The organism is Pseudaquabacterium inlustre (genome assembly GCF_038066595.1).
Classification (GTDB): domain Bacteria; phylum Pseudomonadota; class Gammaproteobacteria; order Burkholderiales; family Burkholderiaceae_C; genus Pseudaquabacterium; species Pseudaquabacterium inlustre.
The window spans coordinates 694,098-708,710 of record NZ_JBBUTH010000001.1; the positions used below are offsets into that span (position 1 = coordinate 694,098).

Annotated in this window: 16 protein-coding genes; 10 read left to right on the top strand and 6 right to left on the bottom strand. The window is 68.4% G+C overall.

All coding sequences use genetic code 11. From position 1 onward, the window contains the following. The first annotated feature begins 47 nt into the window (after nt 1-47). The 4 genes from AACH10_RS03050 to AACH10_RS03065 are packed head-to-tail and all read left to right on the top strand — an operon-like array spanning nt 48 to nt 2,332. The gene (locus AACH10_RS03050; RefSeq protein WP_341408879.1) at nt 48-491 is read left to right on the top strand and encodes a type II secretion system protein; all 444 of its coding nucleotides are present in this window, start codon (nt 48-50) and stop codon (nt 489-491) included. Further along, nucleotides 481-945 (top strand): prepilin-type N-terminal cleavage/methylation domain-containing protein, encoded by a 465-nt coding sequence (locus AACH10_RS03055; protein WP_341408880.1) that lies wholly within the window; start codon nt 481-483, stop codon nt 943-945. The genes AACH10_RS03050 and AACH10_RS03055 overlap by 11 nt, the downstream gene beginning before the upstream one ends. Then, nucleotides 942-1,826, top strand: a complete 885-nt coding sequence (locus AACH10_RS03060) for a prepilin-type N-terminal cleavage/methylation domain-containing protein (RefSeq protein ID WP_341408881.1) — start codon at nt 942-944, stop codon at nt 1,824-1,826. The genes AACH10_RS03055 and AACH10_RS03060 overlap by 4 nt, the downstream gene beginning before the upstream one ends. Further along, a complete protein-coding gene (locus AACH10_RS03065) occupies nt 1,823-2,332 on the top strand; it encodes an MSHA biogenesis protein MshP (RefSeq protein ID WP_341408882.1) in 510 nt (169 codons plus the stop codon). Before AACH10_RS03060 ends, AACH10_RS03065 begins: the two co-directional genes overlap by 4 nt. Nucleotides 2,333-2,377: 45 nt before the next feature. Here AACH10_RS03065 and AACH10_RS03070 read toward each other — a convergent pair whose 3' ends face one another. The 5 genes from AACH10_RS03070 to AACH10_RS03090 all read right to left on the bottom strand — a co-directional run bounded on the left by AACH10_RS03070 (nt 2,378) and on the right by AACH10_RS03090 (nt 8,923). After that, complete coding sequence (locus AACH10_RS03070) at nt 2,378-3,247, bottom strand: 2OG-Fe(II) oxygenase (protein WP_341408883.1); 870 nt, start codon at nt 3,245-3,247, stop codon at nt 2,378-2,380. Nucleotides 3,248-3,264: 17 nt separating this feature from the next. After that, complete coding sequence (yaaA, locus tag AACH10_RS03075; RefSeq protein ID WP_341408884.1) at nt 3,265-4,047, bottom strand: peroxide stress protein YaaA; 783 nt, start codon at nt 4,045-4,047, stop codon at nt 3,265-3,267. Nucleotides 4,048-4,120: 73 nt separating this feature from the next. Further along, a complete protein-coding gene (gene ypfH, locus AACH10_RS03080) occupies nt 4,121-4,867 on the bottom strand; it encodes an esterase (RefSeq protein WP_341408885.1) in 747 nt (248 codons plus the stop codon). Nucleotides 4,868-4,924: 57 nt separating this feature from the next. Then, nucleotides 4,925-8,236, bottom strand: coding sequence for an error-prone DNA polymerase (locus AACH10_RS03085; protein WP_341408886.1), 3,312 nt, complete (start codon nt 8,234-8,236; stop codon nt 4,925-4,927). 15 nt (nt 8,237-8,251) lie between these two features. Then, nucleotides 8,252-8,923, bottom strand: a complete 672-nt coding sequence (locus AACH10_RS03090) for a phage integrase N-terminal SAM-like domain-containing protein (RefSeq protein WP_479725273.1) — start codon at nt 8,921-8,923, stop codon at nt 8,252-8,254. Nucleotides 8,924-9,261: 338 nt separating this feature from the next. On the opposite strand from AACH10_RS03090, the gene AACH10_RS03095 reads away from it, so the two are divergent. The 6 genes from AACH10_RS03095 (at nt 9,262) to AACH10_RS03120 (ending at nt 13,481) form a co-directional block, all read left to right on the top strand. Beyond that, the gene (locus AACH10_RS03095; protein ID WP_341408887.1) at nt 9,262-9,627 is read left to right on the top strand and encodes a hypothetical protein; all 366 of its coding nucleotides are present in this window, start codon (nt 9,262-9,264) and stop codon (nt 9,625-9,627) included. 936 nt (nt 9,628-10,563) lie between these two features. Beyond that, the gene (locus AACH10_RS03100; RefSeq protein WP_341408888.1) at nt 10,564-11,118 is read left to right on the top strand and encodes a hypothetical protein; all 555 of its coding nucleotides are present in this window, start codon (nt 10,564-10,566) and stop codon (nt 11,116-11,118) included. Between the two features lie 80 nt (nt 11,119-11,198). Continuing rightward, a complete protein-coding gene (locus AACH10_RS03105; RefSeq protein ID WP_341408889.1) occupies nt 11,199-11,600 on the top strand; it encodes a hypothetical protein in 402 nt (133 codons plus the stop codon). A 68-nt stretch (nt 11,601-11,668) separates the two neighbouring features. Further along, nucleotides 11,669-12,091, top strand: a complete 423-nt coding sequence (locus AACH10_RS03110) for a hypothetical protein (RefSeq protein ID WP_341408890.1) — start codon at nt 11,669-11,671, stop codon at nt 12,089-12,091. Between the two features lie 104 nt (nt 12,092-12,195). Then, nucleotides 12,196-12,681, top strand: coding sequence for a GNAT family N-acetyltransferase (locus AACH10_RS03115; RefSeq protein WP_341408891.1), 486 nt, complete (start codon nt 12,196-12,198; stop codon nt 12,679-12,681). 311 nt (nt 12,682-12,992) lie between these two features. Further along, complete coding sequence (locus tag AACH10_RS03120) at nt 12,993-13,481, top strand: hypothetical protein (RefSeq protein ID WP_341408892.1); 489 nt, start codon at nt 12,993-12,995, stop codon at nt 13,479-13,481. Between the two features lie 12 nt (nt 13,482-13,493). Here AACH10_RS03120 and AACH10_RS03125 read toward each other — a convergent pair whose 3' ends face one another. Further along, entirely contained in the window at nt 13,494-14,543 is a 1,050-nt protein-coding gene (locus AACH10_RS03125; RefSeq protein ID WP_341408893.1) for an adenosine deaminase, read from the bottom strand. Between the last annotated feature and the right edge of the window lie 70 nt (nt 14,544-14,613).

The following is a 14,613-nucleotide window of genomic DNA, read 5'->3' on the forward strand; positions in this document are numbered from 1 at the left end:
GCCGTACGCGCCGCCCCTGGCCGCCAGGGCGCGCGCGTGGCTTCACGATGGTGGAGCTGATCGCCATCGTGCTGCTGCTGGGCGTGCTGGCCGCGGTGGTGGTGCCGCGCCTGGACAGCGCGCTGGCGCTGGGCGGCAGCGCCTGGCGCGACCAGGTGAGCGCCGCGCTGAAGACCGCGCGCAGCCTGGCCCAGGGCCACCGGCGCCTGGTGTGTGCCAGCGTGGCCACCGGCAGCGTGACGCTGAGCATCGCCGCCACCAACCCGGCCAGCGCCTGCACCGGCACGCTGGCCGGCGCCGATGGCCAGTCGGCCTGGGCACGCGACGACGGCAGCCACACCACCACGGTGACGCCGGCCGGCATGCTGTACTTCCAGCCCGACGGCCGCATCACCAGCGACGGCGCCGGCACCAGCACCGTGAACGCCAGCATCGCCATCACCGGCGAGAGCGCGATCACCCTCACCGGCACCACCGGCCATGTGGACTGAGCGCCGCCCGCCGCGCGGTTTCACGCTACCCGAGGTGATCATCGCCATCGTGGTGGTGGGCGTGGGCCTGGCCGGCGTGCTGCTGGCGCTGCGCACGGCCACCGGCCGCAGCGGCGACCCCGTGGTGCAGCGCCAGATGCAGGCCATCGCGCAGGAGCTGCTCGAGGAGATCCAGCTCAAGCCCTATGCCCCGGCTGCCAACAGCGCCGCCGCCGGCTGCGCGCGCGACACCTTCAACGACGTGTCCGATTACCACGGCCATGCCAGCACCGGCATCTGCGCGGTGGACGGCACGGTGATCCCCGCGCTGGCCGGCTACAGCCTGTCGGTCAGCGTGAGCACCGGCACGCTGGCCGGCGTGGCGGCGGCCAAGCGCATCGTCATCACCGTCAGCCAGCCGGCCAGCGGCCAGTCGCTGCAGCTGGTGGGCTGGCGCACGGATTACGCGTCATGACGGCTGCATGGCCACGCCAGCGCGCCGCACGCCGGGCACCGCCCCGCGGCTTCACACTGATCGAGCTGGTGGTCACGCTGGTGCTGATCGGCGTGCTGGGCGCCACGCTGGCGGTGTTCTTCAAGCCGGCCTTCGACATGTACCTGGCCGCACGCCACCGCGCCGCGCTGACCGCCGAGGCCGACCAGGGCCTGCGCCTGATGCTGCGCGACGTGCAGACCGCCGTGCCCAACTCGGTGCGCGCGCCCACCAGCAACTGCTTCGAGACCGTGCCCACGCTGGGCGGCGGCCGCTACCGCCGTGACACCGACACCGTGAACAGCGGCTCGGCCCCGGTGGACACCGGCGGCAGCACCAGCCAGTTCGACGTGCTGACGCCGCTGACCACCGTGCCCGCCGTGGGCGACTGGGTGGTGGTGGACAACCAGAACCCCGGCGACGTGTACGCCGGCGCCAACCGCACCCAGATCACCGCGGTGAGCACGCCGTCGGCCACGCTGGGCCGCCACCGCCTGAGCGTGAACGCGATGCAGTTCCCGCTGGGCTACGACGGCGCGCGCTTCACGCTGGTGCCCAACAACCAGAAGGCGGTGTTCTACGTGTGCAGCGGCGCCGGCACCACGCTGGACGCCCAGGGCAACGCGCCGGGCCGCCTGGTGCGCCTGGCCAACTACGGCTTCAACGCCGCCACGCCCACCAGCTGCCCCGCGGCCACCGGCGGCGACGTGGTGCTGACTGGCGTGCGCTCGTGCCGCTTCGTCTACGAGGCCAACCAGGGCGCCACGCAGCAAAGCGGCTTCATCTCCATCCAGCTGGAGCTCACCCGCAACGGCGAGACCGCCAGCCTGGTGGTGGGCGCGCATGTGGTGAACATCCCATGACCCGGCACCCAGCCACCCCACGGCAGGCCCCGCGCCCCGGCACCGGCCGCACCAGCCGCACCGGCATGCCGGCCCGCGGCCTGGGTGCGGTGGCGGTGATCATCGTGCTGGTGACGCTGGCCGGCCTGGCCGCCGCAGTGCTGCGCCTGGGCCAGCAGTCGCAGGTGACGGTGGCGCAGGACGTGCTGTCACTGCGCGCGGCGGCGGCCGCCCGCGCCGGCGTGGAATGGGGCCTCTACCAGGCCTTCAAGGGCAGCTGGACCAGCTGCAGCAGCGCCAGCCAGACGCTGGACCTGGCCACCGACTACGGCATGAAGGTGGCCGTGAGCTGCGACTCGCGCGTCTACAACGAGGGCGAGAGCGCGCCCGGCGTGGCGCAGACCGTGCGCGTCTACACCATCGATGCGCTGGCCTGCAACGCCACCGCCTGCCCCGATGCCACGGCCGCGGTGCGGGCGGGTTATGTGGAGCGGCGCCGGCAGGTGCACGCGGTCGACGCCCAGTAGCCGCCAGACGGGCGCCGGCCGGCCTCCGGCGTGGTCGCTGGCGCGTCAGATGAACTCGCGCTCACGCAGCCACTTGGTGGCCACCCACTTGTCGCCCTTGACCACCGGCGCGCCGCCATGCAGCGTGCGGCTGACCGGGTGGGCGCGGTCGTAGCTGAAGAACACCGCGTTGCCCTTGATCGGCGCCACCTCGAAGCCCACGTCGGGGAAGGTGGTGGCGCCGCCCTGCTCGGGCGTGTTCAGGTACATCACCACCGTGCCCACGCGCTGGCCGCCACGGCGCAGCACCGCGGCCATGCCGGGCTGCGTGGGGTCGAAGTAGTCGTGGTGCGGCTTGTACTCGGCACCCGGGCGGTAGTGCAGCACCTGCAGGCCCTCGCCGTTCTCCACCGGCCAGCGCAGCAGCGCGGCGATGCGCGCCTCGACGGTCGCGCACAGGCCGTTCTCGGCGCGGCCGAAGAACATGCCCTCGCTGGTGCGGGCGGCGTTCACCTCGTTGCCGCCGGTCTCGTAGACCACGGTTTCCGAGCGCGCCATGCGCGGCGCGGCCGCGGCCACCATGGCGTCGCATTCCTCGTCGGACAGCAGGCCGCCGAACACCACCACGCGCGGATGGCTCATCACGGCCAGCACCGTCACCTCGCGGTCGTGCGCCCACAGCCGAGCCGGGGCGCCGCGCAGGTCGGGCTCGGGCACCGGCACCGAGGCCGGCAGGGCCTGCACCGGGGCCGCGCCCGGCACCTGGGCGCTGCCGGCCAGGTGCGCCGACAGCGTGTTCTCCAGCGCGGCCACGGCCACGTCCTCGTCCCAGCCACTGCCGCGCATGGCGGCCAGCACGTCCTCGGGGCGGCAGCCGGCGCGGGCCTGCTCGATGATCCACTGCCGCAGTTCAGGGGTGACTTTTTGCGTTGTCACGACGGGGCACCTCGCAATCAGGCGGTTCGGCGGCGGAACACCAGGCGATCGGGCGTGGACGCGCCGGCATCGAAGGCATAGCCGTCGGCGTCGAAGCCCTGCAGCGCGGCCACGCTGCGCACCCGGTGCTGGATGGCCCAGCGCGCGAACGCGCCGCGCGCCCGCTTGGCAAAGAAGCTGATGATCTTGTACTGGCCGGCCTTCCAGTCCTCGAACTGGCATTCCACCACGCGGGCCTTCAGCGCCCGCCGGTCGGCCACCTTGAAGTATTCCTGCGAGGCCAGGTTCACCACCACCGGGCTGCGCTCGTCGGCCTGGCGCTCGTTCAGGTAGCTGGCCACCGTGTCGCCCCAGTAGGCGTACAGGTCCTTGCCGGCGGCATTGGCCCAGCGCGTGCCCATCTCCAGGCGGTAGGGCTGCAGGCGGTCGAACGGGCGCAGCGCACCGTACAGGCCCGACAGGATCACCACATGCTGCTGCGCCCAGGTGAGGTCGGCCGCTTCCAGCGTGCGGATGTCCAGGCCGTCGTACACATCGCCGTTGAAGGCGTAGGCGGCCGGTCGGCTGTTCTTCGCGCCGTGCTCGGGCGTCCAGGCGGCGTAGCGGCCCACGTTGAGGGCAGCCAGCTCGTCGGACAGGTCCATCAGCTGCGCCAGCTGCGGCGGGGTCAGGGTCTTCAGGCCGTCGATCAGCTCGGCGGCGCGTGGCACGAAGGCCGGCTCGGTGGCGCGGCGGCCCACGCCGGCGGGCAGCGGGCGCTCGTAGTCCAGGGTCTTGGCGGGCGAAAGCAGAAACAGCATGCCGGCAGTGTACGAAGCCGCCGCGGGCCTTGCCGACGCTCGGGCGCGCGAGCCGGCGTCGGCGTGCCCCAGGTCAATCGTCCAGTTCGCCCGGCTGGCCGGCGCGGGCCGGCGCGGCCCCCAGCGCCTCGCGCCAGGTGCGCTGCGGGATGTGGCTGGTGAGCCGCTGCAGCGCGCAGCGCAGCAGGGCCGGCGGGATCTCGTGGCCGGCGCCCTCGGCGATGTCGATGGTGGCGTCGCCCTGCAGCGCGGCCAGGCGCTCGATGGCGGCCTTGGCATGCGTCACCGGGATCACGCCGTCGGCGCCGCCGTGGAAGAAGTGCAGCGTGGTCTCGCGCGGCGCGGCATCGGGCAGCGCGGCATAGCGGCCGGCGAAGGCCAGCACGCGGCCGGCGGCGCCGTCGTGGCGCTGCACCAGCTCGAGCGCGCAGATCGAGCCCTGCGAGAAGCCCACCAGCGCCGTGGCCTGGGGGCCCACGCCGGTGGCGGCCTGCGCGGTGCGCAGCCATTCGGCCAGGCGCGGCAGCACGGCGGCCACGCGGGCCGGGCGCTCGGCCTCGGTGATCATGCCGCCCTGGGCGCTGGCCAGGCTGAACCACTGGCGGCCGGCCATCTGCACGGCGCCGGTGCCATCCACCGGCTCGAAGCCCTCGGGCGCCAGCACCGCGCACTGCGGGAACTGCTGGCGCAGCACCTGGGCCAGCGGCGCCATGTCGGCCGCGCTGGCGCCCCAGCCGTGCAGCAGCACCATCAGCTGTTGCGGGGCGCTGCCATCGGCCGGCAGCCATTGCAGGGTGTGGGGCATCAGGGGCGTGGTCATGGTCGTCTCTCGGGCCACCGGGGCCGGATCGCAAAAGCGCGATTGTCCCGCGCGCCGTCAGTGGAAGTCGCGGCTGTGGGTGACGAGACCGTTCAGCAGTTCGGAATGGTCGACCAGGCGGCAGGCGATCAGGTGGCGCACCTCGCCCTCGGCCTGCCACACGCCGTACACGGTGAGCAGGCGCGCGGCCAGCAGCGGCCGGCGCTGTGCCTGGGCCACCTGCGGCCACACGATGACGTTGACGCAGCCGGTCTCGTCTTCCAGCGTGACGAAGACGACGCCCTTGGCCGTCTCGGGCCGCTGCCGGTGCGTGACCAGGCCCGAGGCCCGCGCCAGCTGCCCCGGCCGGTAGCCGGCCAGCACCGCCGCCGGCTGCACCTGAAACTGCGCCAGCTGCGCGCGCAGCAGGCCCAGCGGATGCGCGCTGAGCGACAGGCCCACGCGCCGGTAATCGGCCACCAGGGCCTCGCCCGGCGCCGGCGCGGCCATGGCCACCGCCGCCTCGTGCGTGCGGGTGCCGGCCAGCAGCGCGGTGGCGCGCGTGTCCACGCCGCGCACCGCCCAGGCGGCCTGGTGGCGGTGGCCGGTGAGCGACTGCAGCGCATCGCCCTCGGCCAGGCAGGCCAGCGCATGGGCATCCAGGCCGGCGCGGCGCGCCAGGTCTTCCACGCTGGCAAAGGGCCGCGCCGCTTCGGCCGCCTGCGCGCGCGCCGCCACGATGCGCCGCGCATCGGCCTCGCGAAAACCGATCAACCGGCTGAAACCCAGGCGCACCGGGTGCAGCGGCGGTGATTCACAGGGCTCCAGCAGCGTGTCCCAGTCGCTGGCCAGCACGTCCACCGGCCGCACCTGCACGCCGTGGGCGCGGGCATCGCGCACCAGCTGGGCCGGGGCGTAAAAGCCCATCGGCTGGCTGTTGAGCAGCGCAGCCAGAAACGCATCGGGGTGGCGGCACTTCAGCCAGGCGCTCACCCACACCAGCAGTGCAAAGCTGGCCGCATGGCTCTCGGGGAAGCCGTATTCACCGAAGCCCTCGATCTGCTGGAAGATGCGCTCGGCGTACTCGCGCTCGTAGCCCTTGGCCACCATGCGGCCCACCAGCCGGGCGTGGAACGGGCCCAGGCCGCCCTTGCGCTTCCAGGCGGCCATGGCGCGGCGCAGGCGGTCGGCCTCGCCGGGGGTGAAGTCGGCCGCCAGGATGGCCAGCTGCATCACCTGCTCCTGGAAGATGGGCACGCCCAGCGTGCGCTCGAGCGCCTGGCGCACCTCGGCGCTGGGGTAGTCCACCGGCTCCTCGCCGCTGCGGCGCTTGAGGTACGGGTGCACCATGCCGCCCTGGATGGGGCCGGGCCGCACGATGGCCACCTCGATCACCAGGTCGTAAAAGCACTTGGGCTGCAGGCGCGGCAGCATGCTCATCTGCGCGCGGCTTTCGACCTGGAAGGTGCCGATGCTGTCGCCGCGGCACAGCATGGCGTACACGCCGTCGTCCTTGGGCGGCACGTCCTGCATGCGGAACTCGGGCACGCCCGCCTTGAAGGCCACGAAGGCCAGCGCGCGGCGGATGGCACTCAGCATGCCCAAGGCCAGGATGTCCACCTTGATCAGGCCCAGGGCATCGAGGTCGTCCTTGTCCCACTGGATGACGGTGCGGCCGTCCATCGCGGCGTTTTCCACCGGCACCAGGCGCGAGACATCGTCGCGCGCGATGACGAAGCCGCCCGGGTGCTGGCTGAGGTGGCGCGGCCGGTTGATGAGCTGCTCGGTGAGCGCCATCCACTGCCGGCACACCGGCGCCTCGGGATCGAGCCCCTGCTCGCGCAGGCGTTCGGGATCGATCTTTTTGCCATCGAACCAGTGCTGTGATTTGGCCACCGCCGCGATCTGGTCGAGCGACAGGCCCAGCGCCCGGCCCACGTCGCGCAGCGCCGAGCGCGGCCGGTAGCGGATGACCACACCGGTGAGCGCGGCGCGGTGCCGGCCGTAGCGGCCGTAGAGGTACTGGATCACCTCTTCACGGCGCTGGTGCTCGAAATCGATGTCGATGTCGGGCGGCTCGTTGCGCTCAGGGCTGATGAAGCGCTCGAACAGCAGCTGGGTGCGGTCGGGGTCGACCTCGGTGACGCCCAGGCAGTAGCACACGGCCGAGTTGGCCGCGCTGCCGCGGCCCTGGCACAGGATGCCCTGGCTGCGCGCCCAGCGCACCACATCGGCCACGGTGAGGAAGTAAGGCTCGAACTGCAGCTGCGCGATGACCGCCAGCTCATGCTCGATGGCCGCGCGCACCTTGGCCGGCACGCCGGCGGCAAAGCGCCGCAGCGCGCCCTCTTCCGTCAAGGTGCGCAGCCAGCTGGCGGGCGTGTGGCCGGCGGGCACGATCTCCTGCGGGTATTCATAACGCAGCTCGGCCAATGAGAACGTGCAACTGGCCGCGATGCGCACCGATTCAGCCAGCCACTCGGGCGCATACAGCGTGGCCAGGCGCGCCAGCGGCCGCAGGTGCGCCTCGGCATTGGGCTCCAGCGCGAAGCCGCATTCGGCCACCGGCCGGTTCAGCCGCGTGGCCGTCATCACATCGAGCAGCGGCTTGCGCTGGCGCGTGTGCATGCGCACATCGCCCGCCGCCACCAGCGGCACGCCGCTGAGCCCGGCCACGCGCGGCAACAGCTCACGCAGCAGTGCGTCGTGCGGGCGGTGCAGCAGCTCGATGGCGATGGCGCAGCGCGCCGGGGTGCCCGCCGCCGCATCGCCGCCAAACCAGGTCTTCAGCCACATGGCCTGGGCGAACAGCGTGTCGAACGACGCCCCCGGCGCAGGCAGCAGGATGGCCACGCAATCGGGCAGGCCGGCCAGGTAGGGCGCGTTGGGCACGCGGCCTTCCAGATCGGCCGGATAGGCCAGATACGCCCCCTTGGCGGCGCGCCGCCGCGCCACGCTGATCCACTGCGCCAGGTTGCCGTAGCCGCGCCGGGTTTGTGCCAGCAGCAGCAGGCGCGGCGGCGCATGGCCGGCCAGCGGCGACGAGGCCGGCACGCCGAAGGCCGCCTGCGCCGCCGCATCGGCCTCGGGCGGCAACGACAGCTGCATCTCGGCGCCGATGATCAGGTGGATGGGCGCCGCGCCCTCATCGCCACCACCGGCCGGCCGCAGCGCCCGCGCGATCTGCGCCTGCTCTTGCACCCACTCATGCGCGCGCACCACGCCGGCCAGCGAACATTCATCGGTGATGGCCAGCGCCGCATAACCCCGCCTGTGGGCGGCGGCCATCAGCTCCTCAGGGCTGGACGCTCCGGCCAGAAAGCTGAAATGGCTGCGGCAATGCAGTTCGGCATAGGCCGGCAGGGCCGTTAAAGAAGGCGCGGGCGACATGCGGGCGGCGCATCGTCAGGCCGGCAGGGCCTGGGCATCGGGCATCTGCACGCCGGCGCGCCCCGACGCCACATCGCCTTCCCACCACAAGTGGGCGCGCTGCAACTGCATGCGCAGGCCCGGCACCAACTGCGCTGGAAGCATCACCACGCGGTCTTTTCCGCCCTTTCCGGCCCGGACGATCAGTGTGCCGCGCTCGAAATCGAGATCTTTCACCCGCAATTGCAAGGCCTCGGTGATGCGAAGCCCGGTGCCGTAGAGCAACCGCGCGAGCAAGCCGTGCTCACCATCCATCAGCGTGAGCACGCGCTGAACTTCGGCCACGCCCAGCACATCCGGCAGGCGGGGTTTGCGCTGGGGGCGGGCCAGCTCATCCATCCATGGCAAGGATTGACCCAGCACACGCTGGTACAGAAACAGCACGGCCGCCAAGGCCTGCCGGTGGGTAGACACCGACACGTGCCGTTCCACCGACAGCCACGTCAGAAACTGCTCGACCTCCGCCGCCCCCATGTCACGCGGGTGGCGCATGGCATGAAAGCGCACGAAGCCACGCACCCAATGCACATACGCCTGCTCGGTGCGCAAGCTGTAGTGCAGGTAGCGCAGTTGTTCGCGCACGCGATCCAGCAACCTGCCGCCCGTTGACACGGGCTGGCCATGGGCGGCATCGGTGGCGGACGGCATGGTGAAACTGTGTTTTTATACAGTTTACGAGCTTCATCCTGGGTGTGCAAGCACGCCGCGCACCGCGCCGGTTACGCCTGACAGAATCGGCCTTCTGCGATGCACGCCCTGACAGATTCGCGCCCATTGCGCCGGCCGTTCTGCAGAAACACCATCGAAAACAAGTTAGCCGTCACGGCCGTTTGTTCCCGGGGGAGCGGCGGAACGATGGCGCCCATCAAGTGACCGAGATACATTTGCGCCTGTGACAAAGGGAGATCAATATGAATCCAGCTCGCTCGCTCCGACATGCAATCGGCGGAATGTTGATCCTTGCCTGCGCGACGGCGCAAGCCCAAATGAACGTCATCGTCGAGGACACAGCGAATGAGGCTGTTGGGGGCCGACTGGCATTCGCAGTCAAGGAGCGAATTCGATCATCTTCCGGATTCAAACTTGTCACAGCTAGAGGCGATGCAGTCTACCGAATTTCCCTAGTCACACTGGACGACAAGTCCGGCTATTCCACCGTTTACTCTGTTGTCTTCGCCGCCTGGCAGCCGCAAACAAACACCTGGACATACCTAAACAACATCGTCGGGACATGCGGTAGCAACCGAATTGTCGAGTGTGCGGACGGACTGGTCGCTGATGCTGATAAGACTGCCGAGGCACCGCGCGAGTTCTATAAGACCTATTTCAGCGACCCCACAAAGAGGAAGTAATTGCCATTTTGGGTGGGTCCACCAAAAGTGACGCCTAACCCTTCGCTCGAGCTGACTCATACCGGCGTGGCACTTGGCCGTCTTCCCGGAGTGGCCCATCATCTGTACAGCCGGCCAAGCGCCACTCCGCCACTCGCAGCTCAGCTCAAACGTTAGGCGGCACAATACACCAAGTCGCCCACTTCCGCGTTCATCAACTTGCGTCTGGGAGGCGCCCAATGGGAAGAGCAGTAGTTTTCGTCGTATTCGCAATCGGCTTCGTTATCTTCATGCTAATAAAACTGGTCGCGACGGGGACCAAAGCCGCATACGAAGCCGTCTTTGACCCCAATGCAAAGGATGAACGCGTCCGTGGAGTGATTTCGGAGTGCATGCTTCGAGTAAGCCATGTCATGCATGAGAAGTACACCGGAAACGAGGCGGAACTTGGCATGGCTATCCTTCAACTTACTCCCGCAGTCCAGTCAATGGTGATGGACAAAGGCTATCGAATTGACTCCGCAATCGCACGGCAGATTGTCTGCGATGCCATAGTTGCAGGGGGCCATGCGAGTAGAGAAGCAGTAAATCGTGCCTAAGCAGACTTTTGTTTCCGAGTCGTGGTCGGAGTACTTGCAGCTAGTAAGCCGATTTGCGCCGAGGGCGCTCCGTGAGAAGCTACGCTCGCGCAAATTCAGGGTTGCTGTAGCGCTCTTCATCGCCATCGATATCTGCATCGCCGCTGCCCTAATCCTTCACTTCAACCGCAGTGCCGCCTAACCCCTCGCCCAAGCGGAGCGCCAACGGCAGGCCGCCAGGCCCGCGCTGCGCCGAGGTTTATTTTGCACCGCGCGGGCCTGGCGTCCCACCGCTGTAGCCTGCTTAGCCCGAACGTTGGGCGTCATAGTGAAGCAAACCGATCTCGACCGATACGCAAGCCTCATGCATGAGGCTCGTATGCGCTTGAACGTTTTGAGAAGCTTCGAAACTGGAGCGGCTGACACAACTTATGTCCGAACCAATACGGAATCAATTTGTCTGCAACTCAGGAAGGTTTTGGAGCTGATTGCTTTCTCCACGCTCGTATCTCATCGCGACGCCTACAGCAAGGCCCGTCAAGATATTGCAAAAGACTGGCATGGCAACCGAATTCTCAAGGCCGTAGAAAAAATCAACCCCGAGTTTTATCCAAGGCCAGTTAATGGCTGGGTGGAAAGAAAACCTGGTCGGCCGCGTTTCGAGCATTTGCGTGGTGGCTATCTCTCGAGAGGGCAGTTCGTTAAGCTTTATGACAAATGCGGCGAGCTACTTCACTCTACAAATCCATTCGCAAAAGCAAGGAGCTTCGAGGGTTTTTCACGGAAGTGCCCCGAGTGGACTCTAAGAATCGAAAGGCTTCTGTTGGAACACACAGTGTCTCTCCCGCCGCATGGCGACCTTCTCTGGGTCGATGTTCCGATGGAGCTTGAGAAGCCGGTCGTTGTTCATCACCTCGCACAGGTGCGCGCATGACGCCCAATCCTTCGGTCAAGAGGGACGCTTCGCCGGCAAGCCGGCTCCGCACCCCTTACCCCCAACGTTAGGCACCCGAAGTGCCATTCCTGCCGACATTCACCATGCTTTCCAGAGAGTCTGCGCTCACGGCACTTGAAATCGCACTGCATCCCGCCACCGATCTGCTTGTCGCAGATGGAGTCGACAGGGAAGAACTGACCCGCTTCCTTGAGCAAGACTTGCGTGCGAGCCTATGCGACCCATTCCAGGTCACCATTGAGGAATTCCAGCCCAACCTCAAGGCGGCGCTTTCAAGTAGGGAACTGGCGGTATTCTGTGTAGCCACCCGAAGCGGTACGTCGCTCTTCTACCATCCGCAGACCCACCGTTTCTTCGGCGCTCACGGCCAAGCTCCACACGGTCTTGTCCGTCAGGCTATCCAAGCCAGTCCACTTGCATGCTGGGCAGGGTCTGTCCGCCTAGCTTTGCGCGGCAACTGAGGTCCCGTCGTTCGCCGCCTGGACGGGCGCCTAACCCCTCGCTGGAACCGACACGTCCGCTACTCGCCATGAGCAGCTCCATCTACTGCAGCCGCTTTCGGCGCGGCGATCCACACCCATTCCCCGAGGCAGCCTTGGCGGTTCTGTCTCGCCCTGCGATCGATGCACCAACCGTATGTGCCTCGGGGCCAGGTACGGTCGATCCCTGGTTTGAGCACATGACGATGAGCCGCCTTGAAGGCGGCGGGTGCTTCGCAGTCACCCTTTCTCGGCCGTCCAATGCCCAAGACTTGTTGGAAGCACTGCTTGCCCTTCTCCGGCTCGAGGGAACAGTCGCGTACGCGCCTGGTAGCCCGCTTGTCAGCGGTCATGCCACAACCGCGGCGCATCTGCCAGCCAGCATGATCGAAGCGATCGGCGAGCCAATGCTTGTCACGGCAGCACCAGAAGTGAGCGCCGCTCTCTTTGGCAATACGCCAAGCGAAGCCTAGTCCTTCTACATGGACTTCCCGCTGCGTCCATTGTTGCCAACACGAGTGCGTTCCGCTATCCGATCTCTGACACCTGACTCAAAATTTCGGTGACCCAAGTCCCGATGCCGCCGTCCTTCAGGATTGATCCCGCCTGTGCGTCTGACGCCGCGGCGTTCATTGACCTGAGAGGACGAACCAGAGAGAACGCCGTTTCAGCCGCTCGACTGGCCAGCATTGGAATCACCGAGGAAAGTTGGGCCAAGGACATTGAATCTGGCGTCCTTGCCGGATTCACAGCAACGCGCCAGGGTGGACTCGTTGGCTACTGTTTTGGAGACACCCAAACAGGAGAAGTTGTTGTGCTTGCGCTTCTTCCCGACGCCGAAGGCTGTGGTCTGGGCCGGCAACTGCTCCAGCGTGTCGTGCAAGAACTCCATTCCTGTGGCCATCAGAATCTCTTCCTTGGCTGCTCCACGGATCCGAAGGTCAGGTCATACGGGTTCTATCGGCATCTCGGCTGGCAACCCACCGGCGCCGTTGACAGCAACAACGACGAAGTCCTGGAACTGCGCCTGTCTTCAAGGCAACATCCGACAGGCGAGGCCTGACCCACCCACATCCCATGCCCTTGCTGCGCTCCACCCTGGGCACCTTGCCTCTCGCACTCGCCCTGGCCGCTCTTGCCGGTGGTGGGCGCCAAGGCCAACGATCTGCAGCCGCACATGCAGCGCGCCCTGGCCAATCGGTGAAGCTCGTGATCAAGGCGCCGTCTGGCGAGTTGAAGCCCGTGACCGTGGTGGCCGCGTCGAAGTCTGACGAGGCACCCGGCCAGGTGGCGGGCAGCGCCCAGAGAGCCCCCGTCTCCACGGTGTTATGGTTTGCGGGCGCCGCAGGGTCAGGCGCCGCAAGGAGACACCCGATGAAGCCGATCGCCACCGTGCTGCTTGTAGCCGCCACGCTGTTGCACGGCGCCTGGGCGGCAGATGCGCCGCCTGGGCCGCAACCACCTCTGCTGGGCGCCTGGGCGGTGGACACCACCCGGCTGCCCATGCCGCCGCAGTCCCGGCCGCGCAGCGTCACCATCACGTTTTCGGCCGAGGGCCCCGACCGCCTGCGCACCCGGGTGGAGGTGGTCGACCCCACCGGCGCCCGGCTCGAGGCCGACGGTGTCACGCCGCTGGATGGCTCGCCCACGCCGGTGAAGGCGAACTTCGAGGCCGATGTGTCGGCCACCACCATGCCCAGGCCCGAGGTGCTGGTGATGCAGTTGGGCCGCAACGGCAGCCCGGCATCCACCCGCATCTATGCCGTGGCGGCCGACGGCCAGACCATGACCGAGACGGTGGCCTATTTCAGCCCCGACGGGCAGCCGGTGCTGCGCCGCAACCACTTCTCGCGGCTGCGCTGAGGCGCCGCGCGCTCAGGCCGCCGCGGCGCTGAAGGCCTGGTCCAGCGCGGCAATCCAGCCATCGCGCTGCTCGGCCGGCACGAAGCTGGCCTCGAAGCCGTTGCGCAGCAGCTGGTAGGCCTCGCGCACGCCCAGCTGCGGCAGGGCCTCGAAGGTGGCCAGCAGGTTGGTGTTGAGGTAGCCGCCGAAGTAGGCGGGGTCATCGCTGTTGACGGTGGCGCACAGGCCGGCCTGCAGCAGCGCTGGCAGGTTGTGGTCGGCCAGGGTCTTGAACACGCACAGCTTCACGTTGGATAGCGGGCACACGGTCAGCGGCATGCGGCTGGCAGCCAGGCGCTGCACCAGCGCCGGGCTTTCCAGGCAGCGCACGCCGTGGTCGATGCGCTGCACCTGCAGCACGTCCAGCGCCCCCTCGATGTAGGCCGGCGGCCCTTCTTCGCCGGCATGCGCCACGCAGCGCAGGCCCAGTGCGCGGGCGCGCGCGAACACCTCGGTGAACTTCTCGGGCGGGTGGCCGCGCTCGCTGCTGTCCAGACCCACGCCCACGATGTGCTGGCGGTACGGCAGCGCGGCCTCCAGCGTGGCCAGGGCCTCGTCCTGGCTCAGGTGGCGCAGGAAGCACAGGATCAGGCTGGCCGAGATGCCCAGCTCCTGGTGCGCGCGCTGGCAGGCGTGGTGCAGGCCGCGGATCACGGTGCCGATGTCCACGCCGCGCGCGGTGTGCGTCTGCGGGTCGAAGAACAGCTCGGCATGCACGATGTTGTCGGCCGCGGCGCGCTCGAAGTAGGCCCAGGCCATGTCGAAGAAGTCCAGCTCGTGCAGCAGCACGCTGGCGCCGGCGTAGTAGATGTCCAGAAAGCTCTGCAGATCGGTGAAGGCGTAGGCCTCGCGCAGCGCCTGCACGCTGGGGTAGGCCAGCGCCACGCCGTTGCGCTGGGCCAGCTGGAAGATCAGTTCGGGCTCGAGCGAGCCCTCGATGTGGATGTGCAGCTCGGCCTTGGGCGCGGTGCGCAGCAGGGCCGGCAGCGCGGCGCGCGGGATGCGGGCAAAGTCGATCGGCATGGTGAAGGCTCCCGGTGGGTGACGTGGCATGCTAACCAAGCACGATCCGCACCGGCCCACCGCCGCACCG

Bases quoted from the DNA above. Each gene is read 5' to 3' on its own strand.
- AACH10_RS03050 (WP_341408879.1), top strand. From the start codon at position 48: ATGGTGGAGCTGATCGCCATCGTGCTGCTGCTGGGCGTGCTGGCCGCG.
- AACH10_RS03055 (WP_341408880.1), top strand. From the start codon at position 481: ATGTGGACTGAGCGCCGCCCGCCGCGCGGTTTCACGCTACCCGAGGTG.
- AACH10_RS03060 (WP_341408881.1), top strand. From the start codon at position 942: ATGACGGCTGCATGGCCACGCCAGCGCGCCGCACGCCGGGCACCGCCC.
- AACH10_RS03065 (WP_341408882.1), top strand. From the start codon at position 1,823: ATGACCCGGCACCCAGCCACCCCACGGCAGGCCCCGCGCCCCGGCACC.
- yaaA (WP_341408884.1), bottom strand. From the start codon at position 4,047: ATGCTGTTTCTGCTTTCGCCCGCCAAGACCCTGGACTACGAGCGCCCG.
- ypfH (WP_341408885.1), bottom strand. From the start codon at position 4,867: ATGACCACGCCCCTGATGCCCCACACCCTGCAATGGCTGCCGGCCGAT.
- AACH10_RS03085 (WP_341408886.1), bottom strand. From the start codon at position 8,236: ATGTCGCCCGCGCCTTCTTTAACGGCCCTGCCGGCCTATGCCGAACTG.
- AACH10_RS03090 (WP_479725273.1), bottom strand. From the start codon at position 8,923: ATGCCGTCCGCCACCGATGCCGCCCATGGCCAGCCCGTGTCAACGGGC.
- AACH10_RS03095 (WP_341408887.1), top strand. From the start codon at position 9,262: ATGAACGTCATCGTCGAGGACACAGCGAATGAGGCTGTTGGGGGCCGA.
- AACH10_RS03100 (WP_341408888.1), top strand. From the start codon at position 10,564: ATGCGCTTGAACGTTTTGAGAAGCTTCGAAACTGGAGCGGCTGACACA.
- AACH10_RS03110 (WP_341408890.1), top strand. From the start codon at position 11,669: ATGAGCAGCTCCATCTACTGCAGCCGCTTTCGGCGCGGCGATCCACAC.
- AACH10_RS03115 (WP_341408891.1), top strand. From the start codon at position 12,196: ATGCCGCCGTCCTTCAGGATTGATCCCGCCTGTGCGTCTGACGCCGCG.
- AACH10_RS03120 (WP_341408892.1), top strand. From the start codon at position 12,993: ATGAAGCCGATCGCCACCGTGCTGCTTGTAGCCGCCACGCTGTTGCAC.
- AACH10_RS03125 (WP_341408893.1), bottom strand. From the start codon at position 14,543: ATGCCGATCGACTTTGCCCGCATCCCGCGCGCCGCGCTGCCGGCCCTG.